The 19,357-nt window shown below is 34.8% G+C and carries 12 protein-coding genes; 8 read left to right on the top strand and 4 right to left on the bottom strand.

Annotated elements, in window-relative coordinates:
* Nucleotides 1-108: 108 nt before the first annotated feature.
* Complete coding sequence (locus HNQ00_RS04045) at nucleotides 109-3,549, bottom strand: methylmalonyl-CoA mutase family protein (RefSeq protein WP_173837047.1); 3,441 nt, start codon at nucleotides 3,547-3,549, stop codon at nucleotides 109-111.
* Between the two features lie 190 nt (nucleotides 3,550-3,739).
* On the opposite strand from HNQ00_RS04045, the gene HNQ00_RS04040 reads away from it, so the two are divergent.
* The 3 genes from HNQ00_RS04040 to purU all read left to right on the top strand — a co-directional run bounded on the left by HNQ00_RS04040 (nucleotide 3,740) and on the right by purU (nucleotide 6,802).
* A complete protein-coding gene (locus tag HNQ00_RS04040) occupies nucleotides 3,740-4,996 on the top strand; it encodes a hypothetical protein (protein WP_173837046.1) in 1,257 nt (418 codons plus the stop codon).
* A gap of 221 nt (nucleotides 4,997-5,217) precedes the next feature.
* Nucleotides 5,218-5,925 carry a DUF4197 domain-containing protein gene (locus HNQ00_RS04035; RefSeq protein ID WP_173837045.1) on the top strand — a complete coding sequence of 236 codons (708 nt, stop codon included), beginning with the start codon at nucleotides 5,218-5,220 and terminating at the stop codon, nucleotides 5,923-5,925.
* Between the two features lie 22 nt (nucleotides 5,926-5,947).
* A complete protein-coding gene (gene purU, locus HNQ00_RS04030; protein ID WP_173837044.1) occupies nucleotides 5,948-6,802 on the top strand; it encodes a formyltetrahydrofolate deformylase in 855 nt (284 codons plus the stop codon).
* Between the two features lie 202 nt (nucleotides 6,803-7,004).
* Here purU and HNQ00_RS04025 read toward each other — a convergent pair whose 3' ends face one another.
* From HNQ00_RS04025 to HNQ00_RS04015, 3 genes are all read right to left on the bottom strand, one after another.
* The gene (locus HNQ00_RS04025; RefSeq protein WP_173837043.1) at nucleotides 7,005-7,790 is read right to left on the bottom strand and encodes an alpha/beta fold hydrolase; all 786 of its coding nucleotides are present in this window, start codon (nucleotides 7,788-7,790) and stop codon (nucleotides 7,005-7,007) included.
* 120 nt (nucleotides 7,791-7,910) lie between these two features.
* A complete protein-coding gene (locus HNQ00_RS04020) occupies nucleotides 7,911-9,311 on the bottom strand; it encodes a di-heme oxidoreductase family protein (RefSeq protein ID WP_173837042.1) in 1,401 nt (466 codons plus the stop codon).
* A 63-nt stretch (nucleotides 9,312-9,374) separates the two neighbouring features.
* Nucleotides 9,375-10,547, bottom strand: a complete 1,173-nt coding sequence (locus HNQ00_RS04015; protein ID WP_173837041.1) for an imelysin family protein — start codon at nucleotides 10,545-10,547, stop codon at nucleotides 9,375-9,377.
* 319 nt (nucleotides 10,548-10,866) lie between these two features.
* On the opposite strand from HNQ00_RS04015, the gene HNQ00_RS04010 reads away from it, so the two are divergent.
* The 5 genes from HNQ00_RS04010 to HNQ00_RS03990 all read left to right on the top strand — a co-directional run bounded on the left by HNQ00_RS04010 (nucleotide 10,867) and on the right by HNQ00_RS03990 (nucleotide 18,559).
* Complete coding sequence (locus tag HNQ00_RS04010; RefSeq protein ID WP_173837040.1) at nucleotides 10,867-12,087, top strand: DUF4856 domain-containing protein; 1,221 nt, start codon at nucleotides 10,867-10,869, stop codon at nucleotides 12,085-12,087.
* 49 nt (nucleotides 12,088-12,136) lie between these two features.
* Nucleotides 12,137-13,261: an imelysin family protein gene (locus tag HNQ00_RS04005; protein WP_173837039.1), complete on the top strand. Its 1,125-nt coding sequence runs from the start codon at nucleotides 12,137-12,139 to the stop codon at nucleotides 13,259-13,261.
* Nucleotides 13,262-13,306: 45 nt separating this feature from the next.
* Nucleotides 13,307-14,665: an HTTM domain-containing protein gene (locus HNQ00_RS04000; RefSeq protein ID WP_173837038.1), complete on the top strand. Its 1,359-nt coding sequence runs from the start codon at nucleotides 13,307-13,309 to the stop codon at nucleotides 14,663-14,665.
* Nucleotides 14,604-17,081, top strand: a complete 2,478-nt coding sequence (locus HNQ00_RS03995; protein ID WP_371738805.1) for a TonB-dependent receptor domain-containing protein — start codon at nucleotides 14,604-14,606, stop codon at nucleotides 17,079-17,081. Before HNQ00_RS04000 ends, HNQ00_RS03995 begins: the two co-directional genes overlap by 62 nt.
* Before the next feature lie 398 nt (nucleotides 17,082-17,479).
* Nucleotides 17,480-18,559 (top strand): hypothetical protein, encoded by a 1,080-nt coding sequence (locus tag HNQ00_RS03990; RefSeq protein ID WP_173837037.1) that lies wholly within the window; start codon nucleotides 17,480-17,482, stop codon nucleotides 18,557-18,559.
* Nucleotides 18,560-19,357 lie beyond the last annotated feature (798 nt).

The raw sequence follows: 19,357 nt of genomic DNA, 5'->3' as shown, positions 1-19,357 counted from the left end.
GCGATTCACACGCTTTCTACAAATTACAATACGCGGTTCTCTAGATCCCGACAAAAATCGGGATAAGCGATTCACACGCTTTTTACTTCGTAAAAAGCGGTTCTCTGCTTACATGTTTCTTCTATACTGACCACCTACTTCAAACAAAGCAGCTGTGATTTGTCCTAATGTGCACACTTTTGTTGCTTCCATTAAATGATCAAATAAATTTTCATTTTTAACGGCTGCGTCTTGAATCTTATCTAACTGTATTTGCACTTGCTTCGCATTAGCTTTATGCAAGTTCTCCAAAGTCTGGATTTGGAATTGCTTCTCCTCTTCTGTAGCACGAATTACCTCAGCCGGTATAACTGTAGGTGATCCTTTTGAACTTAAGAAGGTATTTACTCCAATAATTGGGAATTCACCTGTGTGTTTCAAAGTTTCATAATACAAGCTTTCTTCTTGGATTTTTGATCGTTGGTACATCGTTTCCATGGCGCCAAGGACTCCTCCACGCTCTGTGATTCTATCAAATTCTAATAAGACAGCTGCTTCAACTAAGTCGGTTAATTCTTCGATAATGAACGACCCCTGAATTGGGTTTTCGTTTTTAGCTAGACCTAACTCCTTATTAATAATCAACTGAATTGCCATTGCTCTACGTACAGATTCCTCTGTAGGCGTTGTAATAGCTTCATCATACGCATTAGTATGCAATGAATTACAGTTATCATAAATAGCGTATAAGGCTTGCAAAGTGGTACGAATATCGTTGAAATCAATTTCTTGCGCATGTAATGAACGTCCAGATGTTTGAATATGGTACTTCAACATTTGTGCTCTTTCATTAGCTCCGTATTTATTTTTCATGGCTTTCGCCCAAATTTTACGTGCTACACGACCAATAACAGCATATTCAGGATCTACACCATTCGAAAAGAAGAACGACAAGTTAGGTCCAAAATCGTTAATGCTCATTCCGCGGCTTAAATAGTATTCAACATACGTAAATCCGTTAGAAAGTGTAAATGCTAATTGAGTAATTGGGTTAGCGCCCGCCTCAGCGATATGGTATCCTGAGATAGAAACCGAATAAAAGTTTCTTACATTATTTGTAATAAAATATTCCTGAACGTCTCCCATTAATCGAAGTGCAAATTCAGTAGAGAAGATACAAGTGTTTTGTGCCTGATCTTCCTTTAAAATATCAGCTTGAACTGTTCCACGCACCTGTGAAAGCGTTCTTACTTTGATTTCGTTATACACCTCAGCTGGTAAAACTTGATCTCCAGTAACACCTAATAAATACAACCCTAAACCATCATTTCCAGCTGGTAAATCACCGTTGTATGTAGGTCGCGTTACTCCTTTTTCTTTATAAATTGCTTTGATTTTTGCCTCAACTTCTTTCTCTAAGCCATTTGCCTTGATGTACAATTCACATTGTTGATCAATTGCAGCATTCATAAAGAAACCAAGCAACATAGGTGCTGGTCCGTTGATGGTCATACTCACAGAAGTCAATGCATGCACTAAGTCAAAACCAGAGTATAATTTTTTAGCATCGTCAAGACAACAAATAGAAACTCCAGCATTACCAATTTTCCCATAAATATCGGGACGTAAATGCGGATCATTACCATATAAAGTCACACTATCAAACGCTGTTGACAAACGTTTAGCAGGCAATCCCGCACTCACATAGTGAAAACGCTTGTTTGTTCTTTCAGGTCCACCTTCTCCAGCAAACATACGTGAAGGATCTTCACCTTCTCTTTTAAATGGGTACAAACCTGACGCAAAAGGAAATTCTCCAGGTACATTTTCTTGCAAGCACCATCTTAAAATATCTCCCCAAGCTTCATACTTTGGTAAAGAGATTTTCGGAATTTGAGAGTGTGATAAAGACTCTGAATGTGTTTTTATTTCGATCACCTTATCTCTCACTTTAAAGGAGTAGATTGGGTTTTTATATTTATTTACTTTTTCGTCCCAGGTCAAGATTACTTCCCAGTTGTAAGGATCTAAATCCATTTTTACTTTATCAAACTGACTTAGTAATAGATTTAAAAATACTTTATTTTCATCTTGCTCTTTAAGATCTGTTGGGTAAACTGTAGTATCATCAAGACCCGTTTTTGTGATGGCAGGCATTTTTCCTGAAACCGATTCAATGGTTTTAAAAATACCGTACAACTTTTGAGCGACTTTTTGTTGGCTCAAAGCCGTTTCGTCATACTTACGATTACTTTCAGCAATTTCAGATAAGTAGCGCGTTCTATGCGGTGGAATCACAAATATCTTCTCACTCATCTCACGAGTTACCTCAAATGTTGATTTTAAGTCTGAATTTGTTTTCTCTACAACTTTATCCATAATAGATTTGTAAAGCGTATTCATTCCTGGATCATTAAATTGAGAAGCGATTGTACCAAAAACTGGCATCTCATCAGGATTTACATCCCAAAGATTATGGTTGCGTTGGTATTGTTTTTTAACATCGCGAATAGCATCTAAAGCACCACGTTTGTCAAATTTATTAAGTGCTACCAAATCAGCAAAATCAAGCATGTCGATTTTTTCTAATTGTGTTGCTGCACCAAATTCTGGCGTCATTACATATAGTGAAACATCAGAGTGGTCCATGATTTCTGTATCAGACTGCCCAATTCCAGAAGTTTCAAGAATGATAATATCATATTTTGCTGCTTTGATTACTTGAATTGCATCAGCAACGTATTTAGACAAAGCCAAATTAGATTGACGAGTGGCTAGCGAACGCATGTATACACGAGGGCTGTTAATCGCATTCATACGGATTCTATCTCCAAGTAATGCACCACCTGTTTTACGCTTAGATGGATCTACAGATATTAAACCCATTGTTTTCTCAGGGAAATCGATTAAAAAACGACGCACTAACTCATCAACAAGCGATGATTTTCCTGATCCACCTGTTCCTGTAATTCCTAAAACTGGCGTTTTGCAATTTTCATTCATTTTTAAAATAGCATCCAATGCAGGTTTAGCAATCTCTGGAAAATTCTCTGCCGCCGAAATAATTCGAGCAATTGCAGTAGGGTTTTTAGAAGCTAATTGTGCTACTTCATCAGTTAATTTATCCCCGGTAGGAAAGTCTGATTGTTGTACTAAGTCATTAATCATTCCTTGCAATCCCATAGAACGACCATCATCTGGCGCATAAATTCTAGTGATTCCGTAAGCTTGCAATTCGGCAATTTCAGATGGCAATATTACACCACCTCCACCACCGAAGATTTTTATGTGCCCTGCTCCTTTTTCTTTAAGCAAGTCATACATATATTTAAAGTACTCATTATGACCACCTTGATACGATGTCATTGCGATTGCATTAGCATCTTCTTGAATAGCAGTATTCACTACTTCTTCAACACTACGGTCGTGACCAAGATGAATTACCTCTACTCCTGTAGATTGAATAATTCGTCTCATTATATTTATAGCTGCATCATGGCCATCAAATAATGAGGCTGCAGTTACAATTCTTACTTTATTCTTAGGAATATACGGTGTTTGTGGATTCATTTTGAGAATATGATAATTTTAAGTGTGCAATTTACAAAAATTTTTAATGATTGCTTCTTAGTTTTATAAAATTTGGAAGAAATAAATCCTGTATAAATTAAGATAAAGTATCATACATCTTGAATTACAGCTGATCAAAAAAACATTCAAAATAAAACATATATTTGTTCAAGAATTAAAACCATATAAAATGAAAAAAATAACCTTATTGCTAATCTTAGCTGCAGTTACAGGCACATCTTACGCACAGAAAGCAGATACTGAAAAAAAGAAATTAAAAATCAACATTCCAAAATCTGAGTTTTTTAAAAAATTAAAAACTTATGACATTATTATTCAAGGAGATGACACCTGGAATAAAGATTTTGCTGATAAGAAAAAAAACACTTATGAAAAAAATCTAACAAAAAACACTATTGAAGATTACAGTAAAAAAGACACCTTAAATCCTGACGTTCGTGTATTAATGGGTTACAAAGGTGCTACTTATAAAAAAGCTAGCAATGGCCAATTTGTATTAGACGGAGATTTCAAATATTTGATATTAGACAAAAATAATGAAATAATATACGAGAAAGGTGCAAATGCAACTATGTATTCTCCTACGTATAATGGTAAACCATACGTAAGCCTGACAAATGACTTAAACAACATTGGCTACAAATATCTAGCTGATAATAATATCATTATAGATGAAAAAGAACTTAATATTCACTATGGTTTTTTTGACAAAGCTGATGATTTTCCCGAATTGTTGGAATTTAACACTAAAACTCAAGAGTTTTTAACAAAAATCGAATCTAAATCATTGAATGAAAACTATCTTAATGATCTAGAAAAGTTTTATTTAAGTTATAAAGATAAAGAATATAAAAAAGTAAAAACTAAAGACTTTAATAAGGTTATTTATTTAAATCTAACATTAACGCAGCTATTCTCAGCACACTTTGAAAAAGCATTTAAGTATCTTGAAACTGCTAAAGAAGGTTCTGGAATGTTTAGCATGTGGCCAACAGATACGCAAGCTAATATTGATGGCTTTGTACTAGTTAACTCAAAACATGAAGGTGTGAAAGTTAAAAACCTAACATCTGATTCAGCTTACTACATTTACATCAATGGAAGTGTAACTAAAAATGGGACAACACAAACGGGGAAATTAAAACTGGATCGTTTCCCTAATAAGGCTGAAGGCAGCATCATGGATTCGAATGATCCTACAAAACCTAAAGTTTGGATTTATAGTGATAACGGAGAAGTTGATTTTGTATTATCGGATGATGCAACCACCATTAAAACGAATGAAGGATTAGAATTAATATATATAACTGTTGGAGCTGAACTGCTGCTGGTAGAAAAACTGAGTGATGGTTGTTATAAAAAATACGAATCTAATTCGAGTATAATTTACTGTAACAAGGACGGAAATTTTCAGATCAAAAAATAATTTTGTTGAAAATTAGAAATAATTTAAAAGATGTAATCTATCATTGATTGCATCTTTTTTTTATACAAGTGAGAAGCAATAAATTTTTCATCAAAACATCTTTCTAAATTATTATAGAATTAAGAAAATTAAAAAAAAACAATAAATTCCTTTGCTTCCATACTAGAAATAATGGTAAGTCTTTATAATAACAGTATTTTTATAAAATAAAATAAAGAAACATGAAAAAATTATTGATTTTACTTGCCGTTTTTACGCTTTCAAGCTGTGCCGAATTACAACAAATTGCCAATCAATATCCAGCAATAGGTACTGCCAATAACATCAATATTGCCAGCGGATTAAAAGAAGCCTTAAATAACGGAATCACAAACCAAGTGACTAAACTTACAGCCACAGACGGTTTTTACACTAATGCAGCCGTAAAAATCTTACTGCCTGAAGAGCTACGTAAAGTTGACTCTGGTTTAAGAAGCATAGGACTAAGCGCCTTAGCGGATGAAGGTTTAAAAGTGTTGAATAGAGCCGCTGAAGATGCTGTTAAAGAAGCAACACCTATATTTGTAAGTGCAGTAAAGAATATGTCATTTAATGATGCTAAGTCTATACTGCTAGGAAATAATACTGCAGCGACATCTTATTTACAAACAAGCACTTCAACAGCCTTGTACGGAAAATTCAATCCAGTAATCAAAAATTCGTTTAGTAAAGTTGGTGCCGATAAAGTATGGACAAATATTATTACTAAATACAATAGCATTCCACTTGTAAACAAAGTTAATCCTGACTTGACAGATTATGTCACAAATCAAGCAATGAACGGTGTCTTTAAAATGATTGCTGTTGAGGAGCAAAACATCCGAACAAATATTAGCGCGAGAACAACTCCTTTACTACAGTCTGTATTTGCTATTCAAGATAAAAAATAACACGATACTAAAAACCAAAACCATGCAGAAAATCACACTACTTATTCAGTGTAAGGATCAAAAGGGAATTATAGCTGCAGTAACTAATTTTATTGTTACTATCGAAGGAAATATTACCTACATCGACCAGCATGTTGATACAGAACAAAGCGTTTTCTTTATGCGTTTAGAAACCGAATTAACGAGTACAAAGCTATCATTAGACAGTATTAGGGAAGAATTTAAAAGTAAAATTGCTGCCAACTTTGATATGCAATGGGATTTTTACAACAACGAAATTAAGCCTAAAATGGCTGTTTTTGTTTCTAAATACACGCATTGTCTTTATGATATTTTGAGTCGTCATGCAGCAGGAGAATTATTTGTAGAAATCCCTTTGATTATAAGCAATCACATGGATTTGAAACCCATTGCAGATCAATTCGGAATTCCGTTTTATCATGTGCCTTTTACAAAAGATAATAAAGAAGAAGGAGAAAAAGCACAAATTGAGTTATTAGCAAAGTACAACATCACTTTAGTAGTTTTAGCACGATACATGCAAATCATCACTCCTAATTTGATTGCCCGCTATAAAAACAAGATTATAAATATTCACCACTCTTTTCTACCTGCTTTTCCAGGTGCAAAACCATACCATTCAGCATTTAAAAGAGGGGTCAAAATAATAGGAGCAACAAGTCACTATGTTACAGAAGAATTAGATGAAGGTCCCATTATTGAACAAGATATTACACGCGTTTCCCATATTAATTCAATTGAGGACTTTATAATGAAAGGACGTGATTTAGAGCGTGTTGTTTTAGCAAGAGCAATAAAATTGCACGCTGAAAGAAGGGTAATGACTTACAGTAATAAGACTATAATTTTTACGTAATCTCATTAGCTACTTGCTATTCTCTAACGTAGGAATTATTAGTTAAAAAAGTTAACTTATCTACAACAAAGTAATAACATAATCTTAACAGCAAAACATGGATTTCTAGCCGACCTTTGTAACAGTAATAAACTGGTTATTTATTATTTGGTTTTGGTTAGTTAAATAGTGCCAGCATCTTAATTAAGGTGCTGGCATTTTTTTATTGTGCTCCATTCATGAAGTTGAGAACGGCAGTGTTAAAAGCAATAGGCTGCTCAACATTTACCACGTGTCCCGCATTTTTTACTACAAACAGTTTTGAAGATCTATAATGATTTGCCACTACTTTTCTAACTGAGGGAAGAAACATATAATCTTCCTCTCCCATTATATATAAGGTAGGTATATTGAGTTCAACTTGCCTGAACCATTTTAAAACTGGATTTATTTCGGCAGTTAATTTGAACCATTTGATAAATTCTTTTTGGTATAATTTCTTAGCCTCATTGATAAAAAGTAAGCGCGATTGCTTGTGATTCTTTTTAGGCATGATTACAAAAGCAAAAAATTGATACAATACTAGATACGGTAAAACATTTTTAAAGGCATTACCTAGTTTCATCAATATTTGTGATCGAAAATTCATCTTCAATATCGCTCCACCTAAAATCATGCTTTGTACACGATCAGGATGCATCTCGGCTAATTGTCGAATGAGAATTGTTCCCAGAGAGATACCAACGAAATGTGATTTTTCAATTTTTAAAAAATCCAGTACCTCAAGAATATCATTTGCTAGAGCAGAGAAAGTATATTTTTGCTTAAAAGCCGTTCTCAAGGTTGGTTTTGATTCACCATGTCCTCTTAAATCTAAAAGCAGAACATTGTAATCCTTTTGAAAGTCTCTAATTTGTTTGAACCAAATAGAAGAACTTCCACCGGCACCGTGCACGAATGTCACCCACTGTGTGCTATTTTGATTTTGATATATAGTGTAGTTTATCAAGTTTTTTTTTGACAAAAGTAAGCTAATAATTCTATATTTCAATTTACTCTAGCATAACACAGCTTCACAAAAAAAAAAGGATGCTCCATAGAACATCCTTTTAATATTAAAAATTTGATTTTATAATGAGTTGATAAAATCAAGTAAGTTGTTGCGCTCTATTGCAGACAATTGCTTAAAAGCGTTCTTAGCCTTTTCAGCCTCTCCACCGTGCCACAATATGGCTTCGGTAACATTTCTAGCACGACCATCGTGCAGTAAATTAGTGTGTTTATTGACTGTATTTATTAATCCTATTCCCCATAAGGCTTGTGTACGCCATTCGTTTCCGGTTGCTTCAAAATCTGGCGCATTATCAGCGAGACCTGCACCCATATCATGTAACAGTAAATCAGTATAAGGTCTAATCGTTTGATTACGCATAGCAGCAATAGCATGCGTATTACCCGTTTTTATTTTAGGAATATGACAGCTAGTACAATTGATGGTTTCAAAAACCTTCTTACCTTCTAGTACATTTTGATCGTTATAATTACGCCTTGCTGGAACTGCAAGCGTACTTGAATATAAAGCCACTCGGTCTAAATTAAGATCACTTATTTCTGGTGTACCGCCATTAGGAATAGTGCTACAATCAACTCCAGGAGGACAATTTTCGAAAGGAAATAAACTAGTAGTAATCCCAATATCACCTGAAAACGCTGCTGCTACTTGCTGGCGCACATTGGGCTGATTTGATTTCCATCCAAATCTCCCTATTTTTTTCGAATTAGATTGTATGTCGTAAACATAATTTGGTCTTCCAGAAATGCCATCATTATTACTGTCGTCAGGATCTGCTAATTTTAAAATAGTACTTTCATCTATAGCTTCCAGCAATCCCAAACCGATCATTTGGTTAGCGATTCTAGGAGACAGCTTTAAATTTGCAGCAAGTGGACCATATCCTAACGAGTTAAATATATAGTTGGGTTTCCTTAATGAAACTGTAGTTCCATCTGCTAAAGTTTCTGTAAATTCTTGGTATACAATGTTGAATTTCCCTTTTACAGTTTGCCCTAAGACAGCATTATCTTGCAACTGACCGCCATAGATGGGATCTCCTAAGTAGCTTCCATTAGCATCTCTTTCATTAATACTTAATCGAAGTAACAATCCGTGTGCCGTTTCACCATCTACTAATGGTGGTCTTCCACGGCCATCTTTAAAGTGACAACCCGAACAAGAAACAGCATTAAAAAACGGACCTAAGCCGTCTCTTGCTGTTGTTGAAGACGGTGATGTAACCCAACTTTGACGAAAAAATGAATTCCCAATTCCGAAATCACCTTCTTCTTGAAAAGTTAGGTTAGGCGCTGCAAAACCAAAAGCTTCCTCGGTGGCATTAAAAAACGTAGCTTCCCCTCCAGAAAACTGCTCTCCCTCATCTGCTACTAGTGGAATGTATTTGTCATCAGCATCACTACAGCTAAAGAATTGAAAACCGATAATTAAAATTAGAATTTTTGTACTTTTTTTCATTTTTTTAAAACAGAAAAAAGTGCCTTTAAAAAAGGCACTTTATGATTACTTACTTTAATTAAATTAACCGTTTACAGTGATGCCTAATTTTGATGCACCTGCTAGTAAGTTAGCACCCAAGTTTTTTAATTGAATGACTGCTGCATTTACTTTTGCTCCCTCAACAGAGTCTAAACCTCCTGAAATAGCCAAGTCAAATGGGGTAATAATTGCAGCTACTTTTGACAAAGCATCGTTTGCTGAAGTCGCCGTTTCATTATAGGTTGTAGTATTGGCTTGTTTCACTAAGTCTTCTAATGAAGGACCGTCGATCGTACCATAACTTCCTTGATACACATTTAATACACCTTGTAAATTTAAAGCTATGTCTCTGTGCGTATTATCGCTAAAACAAGAATGTTCATCTTCTTGATCTGCATTTCCTAAAGCCACGTACATACGTTCAACAGGCAATTCTGCAGAAACTAAAGTCGTTATCCCTAAATACATGTTTTTAATCGCCACATCCTCAGACAAAGCTAAAAATGTTGTTCTGTATGGTCCGCCCACTTTCCATTGGTTGACCATATACTCTAGATGATCTGTTAGCAAATCTGCACAAACGTTTAAGTATGTAGCTCTACGAGTTTGATAAGCTGCTGTACCTCCTATAGTGTAATCAGTAAAAGGGCGCAGTCCAGCTTTTTTCTCAGAAGGAGCAGTTAAATCCTGTCCCCACAATAAAAATTCGATGGCATGATAACCCACACTAATATTTTTTTCTCCACCGTTTTCATTTTCTGCTTCTAAAACTGCTTTAGTAATTAAGGGGAATAAAAGCGGATTATTTATAATTCCAGCACTACTAGCACCATCTACATAATCAATATAAGCCCCATCTAATGGCCATGCGTTAAGCATACTTTCAGGTCCGTTTGCGTCATCTATTGGTCCGTTTGCAAATCTAAAAGCTTCTGTTGTACCATAACTCTCTCTTGATTCTTTCCATTTGTTTTTAGCATTATCAAAATTAGCTTGACTAGGACTAGTAGTAAACGTAGTGATGGCCGTTTCTAAAATGACGGCATCGTCATATGCTTTTTTATAATTAGCATAAGCAATATCTGCATAAGTAGCGACAACCTCTTTTTTAGTTACTGAGGCAACAGTATCTGTAGCATTATCATTACTACTACATGCAATAGCAAGTGTCCCTAAAAATAAAACTAACGACGCTCTTGAGATCCTTTTCTTCATGTTATTGTTATTTAGAATAATTAAGTTTAAGGCAAAAGTATGTGCTTTATTCTTATCAACAAACATTATTTAGATTTATTTTAAATAGTTTTTTAGTATTTATTATGATTTACAGCTGAATTCCAAAGGGCGCCACACTGTAATTAAATGAAATACAACACTTACAGTTATTATATCTGACAGCACTCTTAAAGTTATTCACATTGCTTTATAGCAAAATGTTAATTATTTATTTAGAAATAGTATAAATAAAATTTGCACATTCGAAATTGACTGTTACCTTTGCGTAAATTATTTTTATTTAATCTTAATAACTAACATGAAATATTCAAAATTTGTATTCGCATCAGCGCTTATTGCTTCAGTAACAATAACTTCTTGCTCGAATGATAATGATGACCAAGCAACTTCTTATACAGTCCCTACAAACTATTCATTTGAAAGAAACGGAGCAACTACAGTAGAGTTCTCAGGACAAACGAATAGAATATTAATGCTAGAGGAACTAGGAAATGTTATAAAAACAGCTGCAACAAACGGAACCGTTGCTGATTTAACTGTACTACAAAACATGTACACTAATACTAATAATCCTTTTTCTGAAGCTTTTTTAAATACATCAGGAAAACAATTAAAAAATAAAACTGCTGCTTCAACAGATTATTTCGAATTGAATTTAGGTGGAGGAAGCATTACAGAAAGTACTGCTGTTCAAGCATCCTTTGAAAGCCAATTACTATTATCTAATCAAGCAAGTCAAGGACCTAATGCATCTGCAGGAGTTGCGGGAGTATATCTTGACGGATCTAGCTCAAGATTGTTTGCACCAAATGGTTTAGAACCACAACAAGTTCTTTTAAAAGGAATGATGGGTGCTGTATTTTTAGACCAAATTGTAAACAATTATTTAAGCGTCAATAAATTAGACGAAGCGAGCAATCGCTTGAATAACTCTAATAAAATAGTAGCTACTGGACAATCTTACACCACTATGGAGCACGCATGGGATGAAGCTTATGGTTACGTTTATGGTGCAGATAATGTATCAGGTATTACAGCGGCTAAATTCTGGAGTAGTTATATCAACCAAGTAGATGCTGACGCTGATTTTAATACTTTAAAAAGTGATATCGAGCTAGCTTTTCGTACTGGTAGAGCAGCAATAATTGCTAATGACTACACGACTCGTGATGCACAAATAGATATTATCAAATCTAAGTTGGCGTTAGTTCCTGCTGTAAGAGCGGTATATTATTTACAAGACGGAAAAGCTAAATTAGTTACAGACAATGGAGCCAAAGCGTTTCACGCACTATCTGAGGCGTATGGTTTTATTATCTCACTACGTTATACAAACAAACCGGGAACAAATAGCCCTTATTTCTCTAAGACAGAGGTTGATGCTATGTTAGCTTCTATGGTAAGCGGAAACAATGGTTTGTGGGATATCGATACGCTAGGTGCTAAACTAGATACAATTTCGACACAAATAGCAACAAAATTTGGTTTCACAGTAGCTCAGGCTGCAACAGTAAATTAAATATTAGTATTATAGAAAAGCTAAAAAACTCTTTTAAAAAAAGAAAATCATGAAAAAGAAAATATTTTTATTTTTAACCGTAATTGCAACAGTTATCGCCTGCTCTTCAAGCGATAACGAAACTGACGATACAACGACAGGAAGCGATTTTGATAGAACTGCACTACTAACAAACTGGGCAGATAATATTATCATTCCTAGTTTTACAAATTATCAAGCTAAGATTCAAGCATTGAATACTAGTATCACCGTGTTTAATACTACTAGTACTGAGGCAAATCTTAACAATGTGAGAACAGCATGGTTAGAAGCTTATAAAGCGTATCAGTATGTTTCTATGTTTAATTTTGGTAAGTCTGAAGCTATTAATTTAAAAGAAAGAGCCAATACCTATCCTACAAATACGGCTGGAATTCAAAGTAATATTGCTGCTGGTGACTACAATTTAAGTTTGATTTCACAGTTTGACAAGCAAGGTTTTCCTGCAATAGATTACATGATCAACGGTCTAGGAACTACAGATGCTGCAATTCTTGCTTTTTATGCAACTACCGATGAAACTAATAAGTACAAACAGTATTTAGTGAACTTAACAGCTCGCTTACAAACAAATGCTGATTCAGTATTAGCTGACTGGAATTCATCGTACAGAGCTTCATACATTGCTAGTAATGGTGTATCAGTAAGTTCTTCTATAAATGTTACAACAAATAACTTTGTTAAAAACTTAGAAAAAGATATCCGTACTGGTAAACTAGGAATTCCTTCAGGTGTATTCTCAAGCGGAACATTATTTCCAGAAAAAGTAGAAGCATTCTATAAAGGAGATGTTTCTAGAGCGTTATTAACTGCAGCTTTAAAAGCATCTCAAGATTTCTTTAATGGAAAAAATTTCAATAACGGAACTGCGGGACCAGGAATACAATCGTATTTAGATTATGTTAATGCCACACGTTCTAATCAAAAGTTAAGCGCAATTATCAATGCTCAGTACGAAGCGATTACCATTTCAAATGCGACACTAAATGCTAGTTTTGCAAACCAGATTACAACAAACAACAGTAAAATGTTAGCTGCTTATGATGTATTACAACAAAACGTAATCTACACAAAATTAGACATGATGCAGGCATTGAATATTTCAATCGACTACGTTGATGGTGATGGAGATTAATTCACTTTAAAACCTCAGCATTATCATTACAAGATTTTTAGATTCATGAAACAAGCTTATTTTAATCAATATACTTCTACCGCAACGCTAGCTTTTTACAGGCTGGCGTTTGGTTTGATGATGCTATTTAGCTTGATTCGCTTTGCAAGTTATGGTTGGATTGAAAAATTTTACATCACGCCTGAGTTTCATTTTTCTTATTACGGCTTTGAATGGGTAAAACCGTTAGGAATTTACACCTACCTCCTATTTGTGATTGCAGCAATTGCTGCACTATGTATCGCTATAGGTTACAAATACAAATATGCAACTATCCTCTTTTTCCTGAGTTTTACGTATATCGAGTTAATGGATAAAACGACTTATCTTAACCACTATTATTTTATAACTGTAATTAGCTTCATTTTAATTTTCCTTCCTGCTAATGCTTATTTTTCAATAGACGCATTACGAAATGAGAAAATACGTTTTGAAAAAATCCCAAGATGGAACAGCGACATTCTAAAACTAATTTTAGCGATCGTTTATATCTACGCAGGAATTGCAAAAATAAATTCTGATTGGTTGCTTCGAGCAATGCCTCTTAAAATATGGCTACCTAATAACTCCCACTTACCGTTTATAGGTTCGTTACTTAATGAAAACTGGGTACACTACGCTTTTAGCTGGACAGGTATGTTTTATGACTTAGTGATCGTTTTCCTGCTGTTGTATAAAAGAACTAGAATCTTCGGTTTTGTAATAGTAGTTATCTTTCATATTCTAACAAAAATATTATTCCCCATAGGTGTATTTCCTTATGTGATGATTATAAGTTCGCTCCTATTTTTTGACGCTAGTTTTCATCATGAAGTGCTTCAATTAATTAGCAAATTTTTTTCTAGAAGCAATGGCATTTTCGAAAACAAAAAAACAAAAACTCCAGAGAACACCACCTTGTATAAAGCTAAGATAGCGTTCTTAAGTTGCTTTATAGTTTTTCAATTATTGTTTCCTTTTCGCTATTTGTGTTATCCAAATGAGCTTTTTTGGACCGAAGAAGGTTTTCGCTTCTCTTGGCGCGTGATGCTCATGGAGAAAGCAGGATATGCAACCTTTACAGTCAAGGATCCAAGTACCAATAAGGAAATCAAAATAAACAACAAGCAGTTCTTAACTACATTCCAAGAAAAACAAATGGCTTTTCAGCCTGATTTTATCTTAGAGTACGCCCATTATTTACAGCATTATTATCAACAACAAGGCATCAAAGATCCTGAAGTTTACGTAGAGAGTTACGTGGCGCTGAACGGAAGATTAAGCCAAAAATACATTGACCCAAAAATAAATTTAGCAAAGCAAAATGACACTTTCAAACACAAAACCTGGATACTCCCTTTTAATGATTCTATTAAAGGATTTTAAGCTATTCCTCTTTTTATTATTACCACTATTAAGCCTTGCCCAAAACAAAATTTCGGGAACGGTCACAGATAGCAACGGAAAAAAATTAGCAGGCGTTGAAGTATACAACAAGTCGGCAAGCACTAAAATTTACACAGATGCAGAGGGACTTTTTGAAATTAACGTAAACAAATCAGCTAGTTTTGACTTGGCTTTTTTTAAGGAGGGATATAGCATTGTAGAACAAAGCGGTATCTCTACAGGAAGTACTATTAAAATTGTATTGAATAAAATTACCAATCTTACAGAGGTCATTATTAAAAAGCAGAATAAAAAGCTAGCTGCCATTCACAAACTGAAAGATATTGAAGGAACAGCTATTTATGCTGGAAAGAAGACCGAAGTAGTTGCAATAGAAAACCTAACCATAAATAAAGCGACAAATAATGCGCGCCAAATCTTTGCGCAGGTTGTAGGTATAACAATTAACGAAAGCTCAGATGGTGGTTTACAATTAAGCATAGGTGGCCGCGGACTAGATCCTAACAGAACGTCAAACTTCAATACCCGTCAAAATGGTTATGACATAAGCGCCGATGTTTTAGGGTATCCCGAAAGTTATTATGCGACACCTACAGAAGCTCTAGAAGAAATTCAAGTCGTTCGTGGAGCGGCATCATTACAATATGGAACGCAATTTGGTGGTTTGATAAACTTCAAATTAAAAACACCTACAGCAAAACCATTTGAATTAATCACTAGAAATACTGTAGGCTCTTATGGACTGTACACTAATTTCACCTCATTAAGTGGAACAAATGGAAAATTTAGCTACTACACCTTTTTTAATTATAAAAAAGGAGACGGATTTAGACCTAACTCAAATTTTGAGAGTAAAAACTATTTTGCAAACTTGAATTACAAGTTCAACGATAAAACATCCTTACACTTTGATTATACGCATTACGACTACCTAGCGCAACAAGCTGGTGGTTTAACTGATGTAATGTTTAACGAAAACCCAAGACAAAGCAACCGTTCTAGAAACTGGTTTGCCATTAACTGGAACTTATTTGCTTTAAAATTAGAGCATAAGTTTAGTAATGATGCTGATTTCTCTTTACAATTATTTGGTTTAGACGCTAGCAGAAAAACTGTTGGCTATCGTTCTAACCGTGTTTCAAATCCAGATACTGAAGGAACTGTACGTGATTTAATTTCTGGAGATTTTGTGAATTGGGGAGCAGAAGCGCGTTACTTGAAAAAATACAACTTAAACGGGAATCGCAGTGCTTTTTTAATTGGTGCTAAATATTATCAATCTAGGAATACTGGATTACAAGGCCCAGGAAGTACGGGGAGCGATGCCAATTTCAACTTAGCTGATACTGAATTTCCGTTTTATGCAAATCAATCTAATTATACATTCCCTAATTTAAACATTGCTGTTTTTGGTGAAAACATATTCAAATTAACTCCTAATTTCTCTGTAACACCTGGTTTTAGATTCGAAAAAATAAAGACTCAAGCAGAAGGTTCGTATCGAAATATTAATCTTGACTTAGCTGGAAATGTAATACTAGATAATGAACAGTTTGAGGACAATGTTAAAGATCGAAATTTTGTTTTATTCGGAATCGGATTGAGTTATAAACCCAAAAACGAACTAGAAGTCTATGGGAATGTTTCTCAAAATTATCGTTCGGTTACTTTTAACGACATTCGTACTGTGAGTCCAAGTAATGTTATCGATCCTAATATTTCTGATGAAAAAGGCTACACATCTGACATAGGAGTTCGCGGACAATTAACTGAAAATTTAGCTTTTGACTCTAGTATTTATGGTTTGTACTATAATGACAAAATAGGTGAATACGAAACGCGTAATCCAAACGGAGCAGCCGCTATCGTTCGCTATCGTTCTAATATAGGAACGGCTATAACCTATGGATTTGAAACAATGTTAGATTGGAACATTGGTAAAAAATTCTTTGCTGATAACGACAATTTTAGTTGGAATGCATTTACAAATGTCGCAATAACCGATTCAGAATATTTAAAATCTGACGCTCCACAAATTGAAGGCAACAAAGTAGAATTTGTGCCGCTTTTCAACATCAAAACTGGAACCACAATGGGTTACAAGAATTTTATGGCAAGCTTACAATTAACTTACAATTCTTCACAATACACAGAAGCTAACAATAACAAAATTGATAACAACGACAACACCTACGGTATCTTTGGCGAAATACCATCGTATTATGTAGCCGATTTTTCATGCTCTTACAAATGGCGCAATTGGAAACTAGAGGCGGGTGTCACCAATTTTACAAACAATAGCTACTTCACCAGAAGAGCCACAGGATACCCTGGTCCAGGAATCATTCCATCAGACAATAGATCGTTCTACACCACATTAGAATTTCTATTCTAAAATAAAATAACCCAAAGTGTAAACCCCTTTAGAATTAAGAGTACTTAATTTTAAAGGGGTTTCTTTTTATTTAACACAGTAGTCCTTACTACCTCAGCTCGAATGTCGAATATTTGAAAACAAGGAAAAGGTAGTAAAGTAACGAAAACACTCCGTCCTTACTTCCGCAGTCGAGCGTCGAATGTTTGAAGAACACGCAATAAGAAAAGCTGTTTGAGCGCAGCGAGTTCTTTTATTTTAGTGTTCGAAAACCAATTCGACAGACGAGAAAGAACCGACTTGATTTTTTTGTTTCTTTTTTTATCAAGAAAAAAAGAAAGATCTCCATCACAACAACAAGACGCTATAGATTAACGAGAATAAATTCGTCCTCACTTCCGCAGTCGAGCGTCGAATGTTTGAAGAACACGCAAAAAGAAAAGCTGTTTGAGCGCAGCGAGTTCTTTTCTTTTAGTGTTCGAAAACCAATTCGACCGACGAGAAAGTACCGACTTGATTTTTTTGTTTCTTTTTTTATCAAGAAAAAAAGAAAGATCTCCATCACAACAACAAGACGCTATAGATTAACGAGAATAAATTCGTCCTCACTTCCGCAGCCGAGCGTCGAATGTTTGAAGAACACGCAAAAAGAAAAGCTGTTTGAGCGCAGCGAGTTCTTTTCTTTTAGTGTTCGAAAACCAATTCCACCGACGAGAAAGTACCGACTTGATTTTTTTGTTTCTTTTTTTATCAAGAAAAAAAGAAAAATCACCATCACATCAACAAGACGCTATAGATTAACGAGAATAAATTCGTCCTCACTTCCGCAGTCGAGCGTCGAATGTTTGAAGAACACGCAAAAAGAAAAGCTGTTTGAGCGCAGCGAGTTCTTTTCTTTTAGTGTTCGAAAACCAATTCAACCAACGAGAAAGTACCGACTTGATTTTTTTGTTTCTTTTTTTATCAAGAAAAAAAGAAAGATCTCCATCACAACAACAAGACGCTATAGATTAACGAGAATAAATTCGTCCTCACTTCCGCAGCCGAGCGTCGAATGTTTGAAGAACACGCAAAAAGAAAAGCTGTTTGAGCGCAGCGAGTTCTTTTCTTTTAGTGGTCGAAAACCAATTCCACCGACGAGAAAGTACCGACTTGATTTTTTTGTTTCTTTTTTTATCAAGAAAAAAAGAAAAAACACCATCACAACAATAAAACGCTATAGATTAACGAGAATAAATTCGTCCTTACTTCCGCAGTCGAGCGTCGAATGTTTGAAGAACACGCAAAAAGAAAAGCTGTTTGAGCGCAGCGAGTTCTTTTCTTTTAGTGGTCGAAAACCAATTCCACCGACGAGAAAGTACCGACTTGATTTTTTTGTCTCTTTTTTTATCAAGAAAAAAAGAAAGAATACCATCACAACAATAAAACGCTATAGATTAACGAGAATGAATTCGTCCTTACTTCCGCAGTCGAGCGTCGAATGTTTGAAGAACATGTAAAAAGAAAAGCTGTTTGAGCGCAGCGAGTTCTTTTCTTTTAGTGTTCGAAAACCAATTCGACCGACGAGAAAGTACCGACTTGATTTTTTTATTTCTTTTTTTATCAAGAAAAAAAGAAAGAACACCATCACAACAATAAAACGCTATAGATTAACGAGAATAAATTCGTCCTTACTTCCGCAGTCGAGCGTCGAATGTTTGAAGAACACGCAAAAAGAAAAGCTGTTTGAGCGCAGCGAGTTCTTTTCTTTTAGTGGTCGAAAGCCAATTCCACCGACGAGAAAGTACCGACTTGATTTTTTTGTTTCTTTTTTTATCAAGAAAAAAAGAAAGATCTCCATCACAACAACAAGACGCTATAGATTAACGAGAATAAATTCGTCCTTACTTCCGCAGTCGAGCGTCGAATGTTTGAAGAACACGTAAAAAGAAAAGCTGTTTGAGCGTAGCGAGTTCTTTTCTTTTAGTGGTCGAAAACCAATTCAACCGACGAGAAAGTACCGACTTGATTTTTTTGTTTCTTTTTTTATCAAGAAAAAAAGAAAAAACACCATCACAACAATAAAACGCTATAGATTAACGAGAATAAATTCGTCCTTACTTCCGCAGTCGAGCGTTGAATGTTTGAAGAACACGCAATAAGAAAAGCTGTTTGAGCGCAGCGAGTTCTTTTATTTTAGTGTTCGAAAACCAATTCGACAGACGAGAAAGAACCGACTTGATTTTTTTGTTTCTTTTTTTATCAAGAAAAAAAGAAAGATCTCCATCACAACAACAAGACGCTATAGATTAACGAGA

It is taken from the genome of Flavobacterium aeripolare (assembly GCF_013294025.1).
In the GTDB taxonomy this organism is placed as follows: domain Bacteria; phylum Bacteroidota; class Bacteroidia; order Flavobacteriales; family Flavobacteriaceae; genus Flavobacterium.
The sequence above is the reverse complement of the archived record's forward strand: the minus strand, read 5'-3'. Positions and strand labels throughout refer to the sequence as shown.